At 62.4% G+C, this 16,269-nt stretch carries 12 protein-coding genes and 1 pseudogene; all 13 read right to left on the reverse strand.

The annotated features are described in order from the left end of the window. Positions 1 to 66 precede the first annotated feature (66 nt). On the reverse strand, positions 67 to 1,344 hold the full coding sequence (locus ABH939_RS30835; RefSeq protein ID WP_085998903.1) for an MFS transporter: 1,278 nt from the start codon (positions 1,342 to 1,344) through the stop codon (positions 67 to 69). A gap of 331 nt (positions 1,345 to 1,675) precedes the next feature. Continuing rightward, on the reverse strand, positions 1,676 to 2,215 hold the full coding sequence (locus ABH939_RS30840; protein ID WP_075832704.1) for a hypothetical protein: 540 nt from the start codon (positions 2,213 to 2,215) through the stop codon (positions 1,676 to 1,678). 142 nt (positions 2,216 to 2,357) lie between these two features. Then, positions 2,358 to 3,656 carry an HAD family hydrolase gene (locus ABH939_RS30845; protein ID WP_404650633.1) on the reverse strand — a complete coding sequence of 433 codons (1,299 nt, stop codon included), beginning with the start codon at positions 3,654 to 3,656 and terminating at the stop codon, positions 2,358 to 2,360. 80 nt (positions 3,657 to 3,736) lie between these two features. Next, positions 3,737 to 4,510, reverse strand: coding sequence for an ethanolamine ammonia-lyase subunit EutC (gene eutC / locus ABH939_RS30850; protein ID WP_047268929.1), 774 nt, complete (start codon positions 4,508 to 4,510; stop codon positions 3,737 to 3,739). Next, on the reverse strand, positions 4,507 to 5,931 hold the full coding sequence (locus tag ABH939_RS30855) for an ethanolamine ammonia-lyase subunit EutB (RefSeq protein ID WP_019744243.1): 1,425 nt from the start codon (positions 5,929 to 5,931) through the stop codon (positions 4,507 to 4,509). Before ABH939_RS30855 ends, eutC begins: the two co-directional genes overlap by 4 nt. Next, positions 5,928 to 7,400, reverse strand: coding sequence for an ethanolamine permease (gene eat / locus ABH939_RS30860; RefSeq protein ID WP_003941913.1), 1,473 nt, complete (start codon positions 7,398 to 7,400; stop codon positions 5,928 to 5,930). Before eat ends, ABH939_RS30855 begins: the two co-directional genes overlap by 4 nt. A 165-nt stretch (positions 7,401 to 7,565) precedes the next feature. Then, on the reverse strand, positions 7,566 to 8,126 hold the full coding sequence (locus tag ABH939_RS30865) for a DUF779 domain-containing protein (protein WP_404650635.1): 561 nt from the start codon (positions 8,124 to 8,126) through the stop codon (positions 7,566 to 7,568). 91 nt (positions 8,127 to 8,217) lie between these two features. Next, the gene (gene adh / locus ABH939_RS30870) at positions 8,218 to 9,741 is read right to left on the reverse strand and encodes an aldehyde dehydrogenase (protein ID WP_007730158.1); all 1,524 of its coding nucleotides are present in this window, start codon (positions 9,739 to 9,741) and stop codon (positions 8,218 to 8,220) included. Between the two features lie 143 nt (positions 9,742 to 9,884). Further along, entirely contained in the window at positions 9,885 to 11,198 is a 1,314-nt protein-coding gene (locus ABH939_RS30875) for a helix-turn-helix domain-containing protein (protein WP_007730155.1), read from the reverse strand. A gap of 105 nt (positions 11,199 to 11,303) precedes the next feature. After that, the gene (gene mftG, locus ABH939_RS30880; RefSeq protein ID WP_404650636.1) at positions 11,304 to 12,785 is read right to left on the reverse strand and encodes a mycofactocin system GMC family oxidoreductase MftG; all 1,482 of its coding nucleotides are present in this window, start codon (positions 12,783 to 12,785) and stop codon (positions 11,304 to 11,306) included. Continuing rightward, positions 12,782 to 14,179: a mycofactocin biosynthesis glycosyltransferase MftF gene (mftF, locus tag ABH939_RS30885; RefSeq protein ID WP_007730153.1), complete on the reverse strand. Its 1,398-nt coding sequence runs from the start codon at positions 14,177 to 14,179 to the stop codon at positions 12,782 to 12,784. Before mftF ends, mftG begins: the two co-directional genes overlap by 4 nt. A 97-nt stretch (positions 14,180 to 14,276) precedes the next feature. Continuing rightward, on the reverse strand, positions 14,277 to 14,969 hold the full coding sequence (mftE, locus tag ABH939_RS30890; RefSeq protein ID WP_404650637.1) for a mycofactocin biosynthesis peptidyl-dipeptidase MftE: 693 nt from the start codon (positions 14,967 to 14,969) through the stop codon (positions 14,277 to 14,279). A gap of 100 nt (positions 14,970 to 15,069) precedes the next feature. After that, positions 15,070 to 16,269: pseudogene (locus ABH939_RS30895) on the reverse strand (DUF222 domain-containing protein); the annotation flags it as partial.

The following is a 16,269-nucleotide window of genomic DNA, read 5'->3' on the forward strand; positions in this document are numbered from 1 at the left end:
CGGACACCCCACCCGCCTGCTGTGCGCCTTTATTAACCGCCGGCGGTTAATAAAGGCGCACAGTGGTTACAGCGCGTGGTCCTTGGTCTCGACGAGTGCCCAGGTGCAGATCAGGCTCAACACACCCAGGATCGCCAACATGACTCCGATGGCCATACTCCCGTAGGCCGAGGCCAGCGGTGCGGCGATCAGCGGCGGCACTGCCCCACCGAGCACTCCGGCGAGGTTGTAGCCGAGGCCGGCACCGGTGTAGCGGTAGCGGGTCTGGAACATTTCCGGAAGCAGCGCACCGCAGGGGCCGTAGGCGATTCCGAAGATCATGAGCGTGCCGAACATTCCGATGATGAACGCGATCGGCGATCCCGTGTCGAGGAGCGGGAACAGCACCAGCGCCCAGACGACGGCCAGACCACACGAGATCATGATGACCTTGCGGCGCCCGATGCGGTCCGAGTACAGAGCGGAAACGACGATCGCCGCACCGAAGACAACCGCGGAAGCGATACCGACAGACAGGACGAACGGACGGGAGAAGCCGAGGGTCTTTGTTCCGTAGCTCGTCAGGAAAGCCGTGCCCATGTAGAAGAACGCGAACAGGCAAGCCAGGGCGCCTGCCGAGAGGAGGATCTCCTTGGTCTGGAACCGCCAAGCATCCAGGAACGGGAGGGTGCGAGGTGCTTCGTTCTTCTGCTCCGCGACGCGCTCTGCCTGCTCCGCCTTGAAGACGGGAGTCTCCTCGATAGCGAGTCGCATGTAGAGGCCGATGCCGACCAACACGATGGAGAACAGGAACGGGATACGCCAGCCGTAATCGAGGAAAGCCTGGTTGGTGTCGCCGAGAACTGCGCCGGTGATGAGGAAGGTACTGCTCGAGAGAACGAATGCGATTGCAGGGCCGAGCTGCGGGAACATCGCATACAGACCACGTTTGCCCGGTGGAGCGTATTCTGCGGTGAGCAAGGTTGCGCCTGCCCACTCACCACCGACCGCGAAACCTTGGCCGAATCGCAAGAGCACCAAGATGATCGGGGCCGCGACACCGATGGTTGCAGCACCCGGCAGCAAGCCGATCAGGAGCGTCGAGATACCCATGAGCAGGAGCGTCGAGATCAGCGTCTTCTTGCGACCGATGCGATCACCGAAGTGTCCGAACAACATTGCGCCGACGGGCCGGGCGATGAATGCGACTGCGAAAGTCGCAAACGATGCGACAGTTCCCGCAGTGGCACCGAGCGCGGGGAAGAACACCGTCGGAAAGACAAGTGCCGCAGCGGTTCCGTAGATGAAGAAGTCGTAGAACTCGATAGTCGTGCCGATACAACTCGCGATTGCGACGCGCCGCACACTGGTGGTGTTCTGCGGGGGCTGCGTCGCACCTGCGGCACTCGCACCCCCGGCGCCGGCGGCACTGGTGCCGCCTGTGGGAGAGACTGTGGTCACTCGATTCCTCCGTGGTCCCGTGGTGTCGCCCTGTGGGCATCACCGTCGATAGGAGGAAAGGTAGTGATGTGGCTCACCCCCGCACTACCCCCAAAAGGGGGTAGGAGTGATCTCGGTCACGACTTGTATGCAATGGTAACGAGTTTCACGACCCTCGACATGCCGCAGGCCGTCCGATTCGTTCTCACGAATCGGACGGCCCTCGAGAAACGGCGTCACGGTGCAACGCTACGGATCAAGCCTTACCGGCAGCCCCGAACAGTTCCTGACGGATCTCGCCCCACACCGTGGCGTAGGAGTCGATGATCGGTTCGGAAATCCACTTGGACTCCCCCGCTTTCACTTTCGCGAGAGCATCCGAGAAGAGATCCTGGTAACGAGACAACCGCGGAACGAATGCCGACAGATCGTCGAACAGGTTTGCAGCCCGGCGATCCAACTCTGCAAGGGAATCCGCATCTGCGTCGTCGATGAGCGCGGCGAACTCCTCGTCCAAGGGAAGGAACGCCTCGTACACCTCACCGATGGAGTCCTCGTCGATCGAGACGCGCTCGGCGTCCAACTGATCTTCGAGTTCTGCCAAACCTTTCTCGGTCAGGCTGATGGCGTTTTCCGCTTCGACCGCTTTGCCCTGCGCGACAAGTGCGTCGTACGCAGCTTGACCGGAAGCCGAGCTGACGCCCAGGTGCTCGGCCAGGACGACCGCTCCGACCCGCTCCTTGAGACGTACTGCTTGGAGCAGTGCCAACTCGTCCACATTGCCAGCGAAGGCCATCGATTTCTCCTACTCACGTGCCGCCTCTGCGGCTCCAGCATCACAGCGGACACCCGTGGGTTTCCGCAGCCCGACAAAGGGCTCGACAGAATCAGATCACACCCCGATCGATCGTTGTGAAGTCACCGCGACAAGTCGACCGTCACGCGACGGTATCGGCCTGATCGGGGATCACGCTGCCGTCTGCGCGGGTCACGGCACCTTTTGCCCCGGCCGCGTCGGTGTAAGCATCGGTCGAGCAGTGATAGGGAGCGTCCGCCCGGGACTTCGGTTCGATGAACATGGGGTTGACCAGCCATTTCCCGTCACTGTTGTCGTAGGCATTGCACATCAGTTCGGGATTGTTGCGGTTGATCACCAGGCGCGCACCGGTCGCATCTCCGAGGAACGTCACGTCGGTGACAGAATCACCGGCAGCAAATACCTGACGTCGATCGGCGGCCAACTGCTCGAACGCCGTAGGCCCTTGAACCCCGTAGACAACCTCGTTGACCTGGCACCGCTTGCCGTCGATGTACGGAATGACCGAGTCGTCGCCGTCCACAACGCCACCACACCCACGCAGGCGCCCGGTGAGAAACCCGCCCTCGACGATGGGCCGAACTCCCATCACGTGATCGGCGTCCAATCCCAGTTGTTCCGCCCAGACTCGAACGACCGGTTCGGCCGACGCGGAGATGATCCGCACGTCGAATCCATGAGCGCCGAGGGATTTCACCAAATCTTCGATTTGCGCGTAGTACCGCACCGAGCCGTCGACTTCCGTCGTACCGACGGTCTGATCGGATCCTTCTGCAGCAGCGAGATTCTCGGCACGCGCTGCGCGAGCGTACTCGGTAATCTCGTCCTCGGTGTGCCCTGCCATCAACTGCACGGCCCACGCGTATGCGGCTTTTGTCCGGCGGTGATCGTAACCGTCGAATGCGGCTTGCCCGTCGCGAGTCTTCTCTTCGAGTACCGCAACGATCTCGTCCGCGCAGTCCAGGTCGGTGCTGGTTGCCAACGGTTGCCCCGGCGCGGTCTCGGAGCCGCACGCGGCGGAAAGTGCGGCAGCGCCGGCTGGCGTCATGAAGCGGCTGGTGGTTGCCCAGTCCCCTCCGGCAGGCTGTAACACCTTGTTGTTCTTGATCATCCAGAATGCGGTGGCGCTTCCGATGTCGTTCTTGACAACTGTGTTGTCCCAGTCGAAGAGCGCCAACGGAGCTCCGTCATCGACATCACCTGCAGCTCCACACGTTCCGAACTCCGTCATCATGGCATCCAACGTCACACGGTTGTCGCCGTACCACGCAAGACTGGGATCCAACACCGCGCAGGATGAACCACTCTGCGCCACATCTTCTTTCGCGGCGCTCTCGGCCGAACTACATGCAGTTGCACTCAACAGGACACTACCTACCGCCAACGCACACAGGGCGCGGGCATGCAGCGAACGGAACATCGATTCCCTCGTTTTCGTCGTGATTCGGGTACGACGGCATACCCGGGTCGATCGACCCGGGTATGCCGTGCAGTTGTCAATTAATCGAGCGTCAGCACTTCTCCCGACGCAACGGCGTCGGCGCGAGAGGTGTCCTTGAGGTCGACGCCGGAGCGACCCAACTGGCGCGCTCCCGCCACCAATCCCAGGACGACACGAGCAGCCTGCTCGTATCCGAGTCCCTCGGGTGGGTGGACATTGGAAATGCAGTTTCGATCCGCGTCGGTACGACCGACGCGGGGAAGGTGAGTCAGATAGATCCCGACACTGTCCGCAACGGAGAGCCCTGGACGTTCGCCGATCAGGACGATCGCCGTCTGCACTCCCATCGCGGCAGCGATGTGATCACCCAGTGCCACACGGGCATTCGTGGCGATCACGGGCGGCGCGATCGAGTACCGCTCCCCCAACACCGTGACCAACGCAGACAGTAATTGCTCGCCGTGGTCCATCAGTGCTCGCGGCGAGAGTCCGTCGGCGAGGATGAACCCGATTTCCTTGTCGGAACTCGAGATCGCACCCAGGTCAGCCGGTTGGCGCCCCAGGTCGGGTCTCCGGAGATACTCACTGCGGGTGGAGACGCTGCTCGCGACCACCACCGGCGCCCCGATGCCCACCCCTTCGACCCGACTGGCAAGCGTCTCGGAGTCGAGTGGCTCATGGACCGCGTCGCGGGCTGCGGCGTGAGCTGCCTTGAATTCGAGAACCCGTTTGGTGGGCAACGAATCTCCGGCACGCCCCAGCCCGATACGCGATTGTGTGGTCTTGCGCAGTGGACCCCAGAAATCGAGGATCGGTGCCTGATCTTCGGTCATGAGTTCACCGTCAAAGCCCGCAACGGCGACATTTCGGCGTCGATCGGAAGAACCCGACCGTTTGCGTCGGTCATCCCCAAGTTGTGTAGCCAGGTCTCGAACTCCGGGGCGGGCTGCAAACCGAGAACCTTACGCACATACAGCGCGTCGTGGAACGCCAGACTTTGATAGCCGAGCATCACGTCGTCGGCGCCGGGCACCGCGATCACGAACGCCGCGCCGGCGACGCCCAGCAAGGTGAGCAGGTTGTCCATGTCGTCTTGATCGGCTTCGGCGTGGTTGGTGTAGCAGACGTCCACTCCCATCGGCAGCCCGAGGAGTTTTCCGCAGAAGTGATCCTCCAAGCCCGCGCGAATGATCTGCTTGCCGTCGTAGAGATACTCGGGACCGATGAAGCCGACCACGGTGTTGACCAGCAGCGGTTCGAGATCACGTGCCACTGCGTATGCCCTGGTCTCGAGTGTCTGCTGATCGACCGGGGCTCCGCCGGTGCCGTAGTGGGCACCTGAGCTGAGGGCGGACCCCTGCCCCGTCTCCAGGTACATGACGTTGTTGCCGACCGTTCCGCGGTTCAAGGAGCGCCCGGCCTCGTTACCCTCACGCAGGAGCGGAATGTTCACTCCGAAACCGGAATTGGCGCCTTCGGTACCGGCAATCGACTGGAAGACGAGATCGACCGGCACCCCCGATTCGATCAGTCCGATCGTGGTGGTCACGTGCGAGAGCACGCACGACTGAGTCGGGATCTCGAATCGCTGACGGATGTCGTCGAGCAGGTGGAGCAGATCCGAGGTGGCCTGGGGTGAGTCCGTCGCAGGGTTGATACCGATGACGGCGTCGCCACATCCCATCAGGAGACCGTCCAATGTGGCCGCCGCGATGCCGCGTGGATCGTCTGTCGGGTGGTTTGGCTGGAGTCGGGTGCTCAGCCGGCCGGGCAGTCCGATGGTCGTACGGAACCCCGCGGTCACGGTGATGGCCTTCGCGACGGCGATCAGGTCCTGATTGCGCATGATCTTGCTGACCGCCGCAACCATCTCGGGGGTGAGCCCGGGACTTACGGCGGACAACCGTGCGGAAGCTTCCGGCGCCGACGCGGTCTCGAGCAACCAGTCTCGTAGTCCGCCAACAGTCAGGTGGGCCACCGGCGCAAAGGCCAGGCGATCGTGGCTGTCGATGATGAGCCTGGTTACCTCGTCGTCCTCGTACGGAACCAACAGATCTTCGAGGAACACCGTCAACGGAAGATCAGCCAGAACCCATTGAGCAGCAGCACGTTCGGCGTCGGAGCTTGCCGCGCAACCGGCTAGTTCGTCACCCGACCGCAGTGGTGTCGCTTTTGCCATCAGATCGACGAGACCGTCGAACGAGTAGTTGGTTCCGGATACCTGCTGGTGATACTTGGCCATCCCGCGACTCATCCCAATTCTTCTTCCGCCTGTGCAAGTACAGCAAACTCCTCGTCCGGCGAGTTGGCAACAAGGTGGTGACGACTGTAGAGACCGAAGTACGCCATCAGAACTCCGAAGGCAACCAACGTCAGCAATGCCGCAACGGGATCGACCAGGAAGGTGGCCACCACCGACACTGCCGCGATCACGAGCGCAAACGAGGTGGTGGCGATACCGCCGGGCGTGCGGTACGGGCGCGGCATGTTCGGCTCACGCTTACGAAGAACGATGTGACTCACCATCATCAGGACGTAGCTTACTGCCGCGCCGAACACCGCCATGTTGAGCAACATTGCACCTTCACCGGTGAGTGAGAGCGCGAAGCCGATGATTCCGGGTACGACGAGCGCGAGAGTGGGGGCCTTGCGCTTGTTGGTCACCGACAGGTTCTTCGGCAGATAGCCGGCGCGGGAGAGCGCAAACGTCTGGCGTGAGTAGGCGTACATGATCGAGAAGAAGCTCGCGACCAGACCGGCAAGTCCGATGTAGTTGACGGCCTTTGCCGCTCCGCTGTCCCCCAGAGCCTCGACGAGCGGATTTCCGGAGGTGGACAGGGCGTCTGCGCCGAGCGCACCGGTGGCGAGGAAGAGAACCGTTGCGCCTGTGACGATCAGGATCAACATGCTGATGATGATGCCGCGGGGGACGTTCTTCTCCGGCTCACGTGCTTCCTCGGCGGCCAGCGGTACACCTTCGACCGCAAGGAAGAACCAGATCGCGAAGGGCACGGCGGCCCAGATTCCGAGCAGACCGAATGGCAGGAACGACGACGATCCGACTGCGCTGGTGTCGACGGCGATATCGGTGAGGTTGGACGAATCGAAAAGGCCGACAGCCGAAACCGCGAACACGACCAGGCCGACGAGTGCAATGGCGGTGATGATGAACATCGCCTTGAGTGCCTCACCGGCGCCGGTGAGGTGAATGCCGATGAAGATCGCGTACACCGCGAGGTACACCCACCAGCCGTCGGTGATCCCGAACAGGTTCAGGGACTCGACGTACGCACCGATGAAGGTCGCGATCGCTGCGGGTGCTATCGAGTACTCGATGAGAATTGCTGTGCCGGTGGCAAATCCACCCCAGGGCCCCATGGCCCGTCTGGCAAACGTGTATCCACCACCAGCGGCAGGAAGTGCCGACGACATCTCGGCCATACCGAGCACCATCGCCAGGTACATACCAGCGATGACGACGGCCGCGATGAGAAGGCCACCGAAACCACCTTCGGCCAGACCGTTGTTCCAGCCGGCGTAGTCACCGGAAATCACATAGCTGACACCCAACCCCGCAAGCAGCACCCACCCTGCTGTTCCCTTTCGGAGTGTTCGTTTCTCCAGATACGAATTGTCTTCCGCATGGAAGTCTGCGCCGTCGTGGTGTGCACCCGCGGCACCGGCGTTTTTGCCGGTTGCGTGGTCGGAAAGAGACATGTCCATCCTCTGAATCGGTCAAGAATGAGACGACGCACGGTGGATGCGTCGCGTGAAATGAACGGTATGTGGGCGATGTACGGAGAAGGTCGCCTGGAGATGACCGTGCTGTTAACTGGCTGTCATGTGAGCGGCCCCGAGTCTGTTCAGATCTTCTTCAGGCTGCCGTTCTCAGGATCGGGCGGCCGCGCCCGGCACCGGGCAGGCATCGACGGCCTCGGCGACCACCTGGGGAACCGTCGGGGGCAAAGGACGCATGCCCGCTTCCCAATCAGCGCCCACGAGAATGCTCGACGCGCCGAGTGCTTCGTTTTCGTCCGGTGTGAATGCCCTTGCTCGACTGAGGAATCTGAATCCTTCAGGAGACTCCAGGCTGAATCCACTGCCGCGGCCGGGCACGACGTCCAGCACCAACTGGGTGTGCTTCCAGGCTTCGAACTGTGATCCGGAAATCCAGACCTGTACAGCGTCGGTTCCGGTGGGAAGGTCTTCGGGAGTCTCTCCGACAGCAAGTCGGAGATCGATGATTCCGAGTAGTACGTCACGGTCCCCGACGATGAATTCGCCTGAGGGATAACACATCGGGGCCGAGCCGTCGCAGCATCCGCCGGATTGATGCATCATCAGTTCGCCGTGAGTCCCGCTGAGGCGGCGCAGGAGGTCAGCCGCCCCAGCGGTGGTCACCAACCGGGGTGGAACGGCGCCGGTATCGGGTGTGTCCGTGGCGCTCATTCCAACCTCCGTGTGTTTGTGCAGGTTTCGCGTGTTGCAGTCTTGCTCACCGGCACCCGCAGCGAGGGGCTCACGGGTGCCGGTGGGTAGATCAGAAGAAGCCCTGAGCCTTCTGGGCGTAGCTGACCAGGAGGTTCTTGGTCTGCTGGTAGTGCGAGAGCATCATCAGGTGGTTCTCGCGGCCGATGCCGGACTGCTTGTATCCACCGAAAGCGGCGTGTGCCGGGTACTGGTGGTACGTGTTGGTCCAGACGCGACCGGCTTGGATGTCGCGGCCTGCGCGGTAAGCAACTCCGCCGTCGCGGGACCAGACACCGGCGCCCAAACCGTAGAGCGTGTCGTTGGCGATTTCGATGGCCTCGTCGTAGTCCTTGAACGAGGTGACCGAGACGACGGGTCCGAAGATCTCTTCCTGGAAGATGCGCATCTTGTTGTTGCCGGTGAACACCGTCGGCTGGACGTAGTAACCGCCGGACAGGTCTCCGCCGAGTTCGGCTCGCTCACCACCGGTGATGACCTTGGCGCCTTCGGCCTTGCCGATCTCGATGTACGAGAGGATCTTCTCGAGCTGATCGTTGCTGGCCTGGGCACCGATCATGGTGTCGGTGTCGAGCGGATCCCCTTGGCGCACAGCCTTGGTGCGGATGGCTGCCATCGCCAGGAACTCGTCGAAGATGTCTTCCTGGATCAGCGAACGTGACGGGCAGGTGCAGACCTCGCCCTGATTGAGGGCGAACATCGTGAAGCCCTCGAGTGCCTTGTCCTGGTAGTCGTCGTTTGAGGCGAGAACGTCGGAGAAGAAGATGTTGGGGCTCTTGCCACCGAGTTCGAGGGTGACGGGGATAAGGTTCTGCGACGCGTACTGCATGATCAGGCGACCGGTGGTGGTCTCACCGGTGAACGCGATCTTCTTGATACGCGGGCTGGACGCGAGCGGCTTTCCGGCCTCGACGCCGAAGCCGTTGACGATGTTGAGAACACCGGCAGGCAGCAGGTCACCGATGATGCCGATGAGGTGCAGGATCGAGACTGGCGTCTGCTCGGCAGGCTTGAGCACGATGGCATTGCCGGCAGCGAGGGCGGGGGCAAGCTTCCACACGGCCATGAGGATCGGGAAGTTCCACGGAATGATCTGGCCGACTACGCCGAGCGGCTCGTGGAAGTGGTACGCCACGGTGTCGGAGTTGATCTCCGAGAGCGAACCTTCCTGTGCGCGAATAGCTCCCGCGAAGTATCGGAAGTGATCGATGGCGAGCGGAATGTCGGCGTTGAGGGTCTCGCGGATCGGCTTGCCGTTGTCCCACGACTCGGCGAGTGCGATGGATTCGAGGTTCTCCTCCATACGATCAGCGATCTTGTTCAAGATGATCGCGCGCTCGGCGACCGAGGTCTTGCCCCAGGCCGGAGCTGCTGCGTGCGCTGCGTCGAGAGCGAGTTCGATGTCTTCTGCGGTGGAACGAGCCACATCACAGAAATTCTGTCCGGTCACCGGTGTCGGGTTCTCGAAGTACTGACCCTTGACCGGAGCAACCCATTCGTTGCCGATCCAGTTGTCGTATCGAGACTGGAAGGACATGATCGCGTCGGCGGTACCTGGGCGGGCGTACACGGTCATTGCAAGCTCCTATGTAAACGTGTTCTTCCTGGGCGCACCCACCAAATCGGTGACTGCAATCCCACCCCCCGGTGGGGTGTGATTCACAACACTAGGAGTTGCAACGTTGCAAGTACGTTGCGTGCGAGAAACGCGGATGATTCTCAGATGCCCAATTGGCGGTCGAGGAGATCAATTCTTGCCTGGACCTGCGAATACAACGGAGATTGAGGATCCAACGTGGACAGGTAGGCCTCCCACACGACTGAGTCTTCGCGGCCGTGCACCGACGTGGTCCACCGGGCCAGAAGGTTGGCGTCACCTCCACGCAGCAGAGCTGCCTGGACCCTGGTGCGTAGTTCTTCCCGCACCTCTTCGATTCCCGGGGAGGCAGAGCCCGCCAGCACCGGGCCCGAATACAGTTTCATCGCCGTCGCTGCGTCGCCTCGGTCCAACGCTGCCCGCACATCGCCGACATCTGTCGTGAACTCCGTGATGATCCGATAGGGGCGCGAAGCCAGCCGGTCGGCGCCGAAAACCTTACGAAGCCGCGACATTTCCGCGCGAATGGTCACTGCGTCGAGTTCGCCCTCGTCGAGCAGGACCGCAAGGTGGTCGGAGCTGAGACCCTCCGGGTGTTCGGAAAGCAGAAGGAGAATCTCGGCGTGACGCTGCGAAATCGGGATGCGGTCACCGCCGCGAACCAGCGTCGGCCGGCCGGCACCGAATGTTTCGAGGCGCGGAGCCGTGGCACTGAGTGGGATGGGCGAGTTCAAGAGATGGAATCGCAATTCCGATTCGGCGGCCGCGACAGTTGCACGGATCAGTGACAGCACTTCGGGAACCGCAACCCTGGGACCACCGGTGATGTCGATGGCACCAAGGATTTGCCCAGTGGTGGGATCGTGGACGGGTGCGGCCGAACAACTCCAGTCGTGCACGGTTCGGTTGAAATGCTCGGATCCGAAAATCTGTACGGAGTGATCGAGAGCAAGCGCCGTTCCCGGCGCATTGGTGCCGACACGATCTTCGCTCCAATCGGCGCCTTCGACGAAGTTCATGGACAACGCCTTGTCCTTGGCCGAGTTGTCACCCTCCACCCAGAGCAATCGACCGTGTGCGTCACTGATCGCGATCAGTAGTCCGGTCTCGGCAGCATCTTCCACCAGGAGTTTCCGAATCACCGGACGGATCAGTGACATGGGATGCGCGGAGCGATATTTTTCGAGCTCCAACCCTTCGAGCATCTCAGGGTTGCCGACCACATCGGGATTTACCCCCTTGTTGCGGCTACGCATCCAGGACTCGAGTACGACCGAGCGGACATGGGAGTCGTCGGTCAGCCCCTGGCCGGGCACGCCGCGAGCATCGATGAACGACTGATGGGCAGACGAAAGTCGCCGCGCGAGTAACGCGACGTCATCGCCTGGCCTGACCGCCACCCACGGGTTGCCGGGCACAGCCTGTTCACGTGCCATATTTTGCGTTCCTCCGCTCCGTGGACCACTGTAACGCCGATCACAGCCCATAGGCGAGAACGACCATTCGGTATGACTGCCGACCCAGCCTGCTGCCCCTCGCGGTCACTCGTCACCGAGCAGAATGGCGCTTGCTCGTTCCGCGACCATCACCGCAGTCGCATGCGGGCCGCGGGTCGGGATCGTCGGCAGGATTGACGTGTCAACAATACTGAGTCCTTGCGCGCCGATCACACGGCACCGACGGTCGACGACTGCGAACGGGTCCGCCTCGGCACCCATCACGCAACTACCGGACATATGCAGCGACGTTCCCAGGCGGGATTCGACCCACTCATCGGTGTACTCCACGACGGGGCGATCGATCAACCCCGTCTCGGCGATCGACTCGAGAAGATTCTCGGCGATCCGCATCCCTTCCCGAATGGCAGCTCGATCGTGCGCCGACGCGACGTAGTTGTACCGAATACGCGGCGCCCCAGCGGGATCCCCCGATGCCAGTTCGATGCTTCCCCGGCTGCGCGGCGCCATCAGGACCACTCCGACGCCGTGGTCCATGCGAGGCGCACCGGGAACCAGGTCTGTGAAAGATGCGGTGTACGGACGGATTTCGATCTCAGCGAGGTTGAGGGCTGTCTCCAGCACCGGAGTCTGCGATCGAATCGTGCGGGGCTTCGAAAAATGGTACGGCAGCAGCACTTCCGGGTGGTCGACGAAGTTCTGTCCGACGCCCGGTCGATCGAGAACGACGGAAACTCCTTGCTCTACAAGTTGTTCCGCTGGACCAACACCGGAATTGAGGAGAATGTGCGGTGTCGCCACCGCGCCCGAACACACGACCACATGGTCGGCACGAATGCGTCGGACATTGCCGTCGTCGAGAACGTCGACGCCGATCGCACGGGTACCCGAGAACGCGATGCGAATGACGTTCACTCCGGATTCCACCCGCAGATTCGGCCGGTGCAACGCCGGCATCAGATACCCGATCGCCGTACTGATCCGACGATGATCCGACACGTTCAGTGGCACTCGGCCCACCCCGAACGAGTCCGGCGCATTCTTGTCGACGTCGTCGGGAAAGCCTGCTCCGAGCGCTGCCGCATGAAACTCGCCGCTCAGTGGATGCAGTTGGTCCCACGCTCGACGCTCGACCGGGATCGGTCCGGCGGTCCCGTGGAACTCGCCCTCGAAATCACGATCCGTTTCGGACTTCTTGAAGTACGGCAAGACGTCGTCGTATCGCCATGAACTCGGCCAATTCTCGAAATCAGCACGGGTCGCGCGGGTGAAGTACGCACCGTTGACGGCTCCGGATCCACCGAGTGTCCGCCCCCGCGCAATTGTGGACGCCCGACGCGGCGTCAGTTCGACCGGATAGGTCCACGTGTATTCGCTCGCAGGTCCGACCGGCAGTCGGTACGGATCACCCAGGACGTCCGGGAGTTCGAGCGCCGATCGATATCCGCTTCCCGATTCGAGGAGCATCACCGTGGCGGATGGATCTTCACTGAGCCTGGCTGCGACCACGCAACCACACGTGCCACCACCGACAACCAGGAAATCTGCGTAGTCGGCTTCTGTCACTTGGTGATTCGAGGTTTCAGCGCCGCCCAGTCGCGGGCGTCGAATGCGCCACGCCAGAGTCCGGCTCCATACGCGATGTCGTCGGCTCGTTTGAAGAAGACGTACCGAACCGGTCCCAGCCCGCCTGGCTCACGGTGGCGATACCAGTCCACCAAACCTTCGGTGACTGCTGCAGCGACGGCCAGCCGCCGAATTCGCCTGGAGGCGATCACCGCCAGGAGCGTCACGGGCCAGTAGTGACGACACATTGCCGAGGCGAGTTGCCAGAATCCGCCGACAACTCCCTGCGCGGTGAGGATCGCCGCGATCCGGGTGGGTTGACTCAGGCCGGTGAACATCTTTCGCAGCCGGTAAACGGTAAACAGTAAAGCGCCGAGTGCGCCGGCAAGACCGGAACGGGTCAGTGTTGCGGCGGCGATGCACGCGAAGAGCGTCGAGAACGACATCGCCATCGGCGGAACCGAACCCTCGTGTCTTGCAGCCAACGGCGCCGCACCCGTGCCGTAGAACGCTCTCCTGGCGAACCACTTGTCGAACTGAACTCGATGATCGTGGGCGACATGCGCAACCGGTTCGTACCTCAGTCGCCAACCCGCAGCCTGCAGTCGCCAGCAGAAATCGACGTCCTCGGCTACTTCGAGACTCTCGTCGAAACCGTTGCATTCGAGTGCCACGTCGCGCCGGACGATCACGGCGGCGCTGGGGACATAGGCGACCGGACTGCCCGACTTCACCGCAGCTTCCTTGCGTCCGAGGTCGAGAGACGATCGCATGTTCTCGTACCGCGCCAGCGCCGTCCCGTACGGATCGAGGGCGACGATGCGGGGTGCAACAAGGGCAACCCCCGGATCGCTGAAGTGGCCCAACATCAACTCGAGCCAACCGGCACGCGGTATGACGTCGGAGTCCAGGAAAGCTACGAAACGTGTTTGGGCCGAACGCAATCCCGAGTTTCTCGCTGCCGAGGGTCCGCGGGCACTCTCGTGCCGGACCACTGTGATGGTGCCGGTGCCCGGGCAGGCGCGACGGGGCTCCACCGGCACTTCCGAACCGTCGTCGACAACGATGACGGTCAGATCCTTGAGGACGGGCAATAGGCGTTCGACGCCGGCCTGGTTGTCCTTGACCGGAATCACGACCGTGACATCGGCAGCGGACGGCGTCGACATCGGACGAGGATTCGCGACACCTGAATCGAGAAGGTGTCGCGCAACCGCAGCGCTCTGCTGATCGACCACCTCGAGGAAGCCGTCACCGATCATCGCCGCAGCCGTCGGCGCCAGCTTGAGCATCCGCGTCGGAGATCCGCCGATGAGTACCCGGCCACCCGAGTACGTGCGCACCTTGGGGTCCAACCGAATGCCGAAGCCGTCGGGGAGTCTTGCTGGTCGCATCAGATGATCGTAAGGGACGTAGCCCGTCGTGCTGCAACTCGTCGCAGCCTCGAAAGCCGTCGCAGGTGGACCGTCCGCCCCCACTCGGTCGTGGTCGTCACCGAAGCCTCCCATCTGGACCAGGCTCCCACCGGGCCAGTCCATCCGTCACGCGTCCTACCAACTCACCGAAGATGTATGCGCCGTCTTCGGCGGTAGCCCCGACTGGATTGCCGAGAACGCCGTTTTGCGACACAGCGACCATACCGCCCGAACGCATTCCTGGCATCAGGTCCGCGATAGGAGACAAATTTCCTGTCTCAGCAAGGCTCATGTGCACCAAATCGGGCGAAAGGTGCAGCAATAGGCTCGTTTCAGTGTGTCCGGCATGAGCGTCGGCACCCGCAACAGCGCACGGCACCCAAGCAGCATCACGCCCCTCATACCGCAGAAGTACCACCGCTTTGGCCAATGCGGGACCATTTCCGCCGTGGCCGTTGACGAACAGCACCCGCTTCGTCCATCGGAACGCCGACCTTCCGTATTCGACGACGACGGTTTCCATAGCCTCGGCACCGATCGAAATCGTGCCGGCAAACCCTTCGTGTTCGCCGCTCGCCCCGTATTCGATGGCCGGGGCCACGACGACGTCGGGCAGAGCCTGTGCGACTGCTCTCGCGATCCGAGTGTCGGTATCGAGAGGCAGGTGCGGTCCGTGTTGTTCGAAAGAACCGACCGGGACCACGACGGTGAGCGCAGTGCCCTCGAGCGCAGGACTCGGGATGGCAGCAAGGTCACGCGGAGAACTCATCCCCCGATCGTATTGGTGTGGGCCCCTCCCACCGCAACACTGCATGCGGCTACACCGGGGCATTTTGTTGTGCCCCGGCGTATTCGTCAGTTGTCGCGGTTCACGCCGCTGTGGGTGGGCTGTTCCCGCCGATCGGCTGTTGATACGGATCGATCGACATCGGTGGATAGAACACCGTCTTTCGATCCGGGCCGATCTCCACCCGCCACTCCGTGTGATGCAGCGTCCGATGGTGATGACCGCACAACAGAACCAGGTTGTCGAGATCTGTTGGGCCACCATCGTTCCAGTGAACAATATGATGGGCATCGCACCACCCCGACGGAGTCCCGCACCCCGGAAACGCACACCCACCATCCCGAACCGCAAGAGCCCGCCGCTGCGGAACGGTCGCCGTTCTCGCTTCCTTACCGCAGTCGAGCGGAACACCACTCTCATCCAGGAGGATCCGGGTGACTGTGCAGTCGCACGCCAACATCCGGGCAGTATCGATACTGATCGGGCCCACCCAATCCGCCCACGCGAATCCCAGCTCCTCGGTGGACGGCAGGAGGTCTTTCAACGCCTGCAGGTCCGTCATGTCTTTTGCGCTGGCGGTGACCGTGATGTGTGGTTTCACTCAGCCCTCGATCGGACCCAACCCCGCCCGCTCGTACCGGCGCAACAACTCGCAAAACCCGTCCGCCCGCCGCAGCGCCGGAGTACGCGTGTCCTTCACGCCGTCCTTCTCCGGCGTCGGCGCGGACAGGCTCGACAGCAGCGTGATCAGACGGGCCCCGTTGACCGCATCCAGATCACCCTTCACAGTGACCCGCCCGTACAAGCCTTTCGAGGCGTAGAACTCGTTACGCTCCGAATCCTCACCGACCGGAACGCCGTCCTCGCGTTTGCCGTACTGCTTCTCGATCCGCCGGATCGCCGCCCGCACCGCATCACAATCCGCAATGTTCCGCGACGCCAACCCCAACAAGATCCCGCGAGCCTTGTCCACATCCGCCAGGGTCATGTTCTTCGGCGGATGCTGACAAAACGACGCCACCTGACGGGCTTTCAACGCATCAACATCCCCGCGGTGAAACGCATCGCCCACAACAGGCTCGAGCAGAAGCAACCGCGCCAACCCGACCAGCAGACTGCACTCGCCGATCTCCAGATTCGTCGAACCATGCAACCACAGCGCGATCGCCCGAAAACCCTTCCCGCCAAGAACCTCACGGGAAAACATCTCCACGATCAGCAACACCATCCGCGACTGCAACTCGTGTCGGGCGCGCACCAGATCCAGAACCTCACCCTTGAG

Origin of the sequence: Rhodococcus sp. 27YEA6 (assembly GCF_044908235.1) — a bacterium.
GTDB lineage: Bacteria > Actinomycetota > Actinomycetes > Mycobacteriales > Mycobacteriaceae > Rhodococcus_F > Rhodococcus_F qingshengii.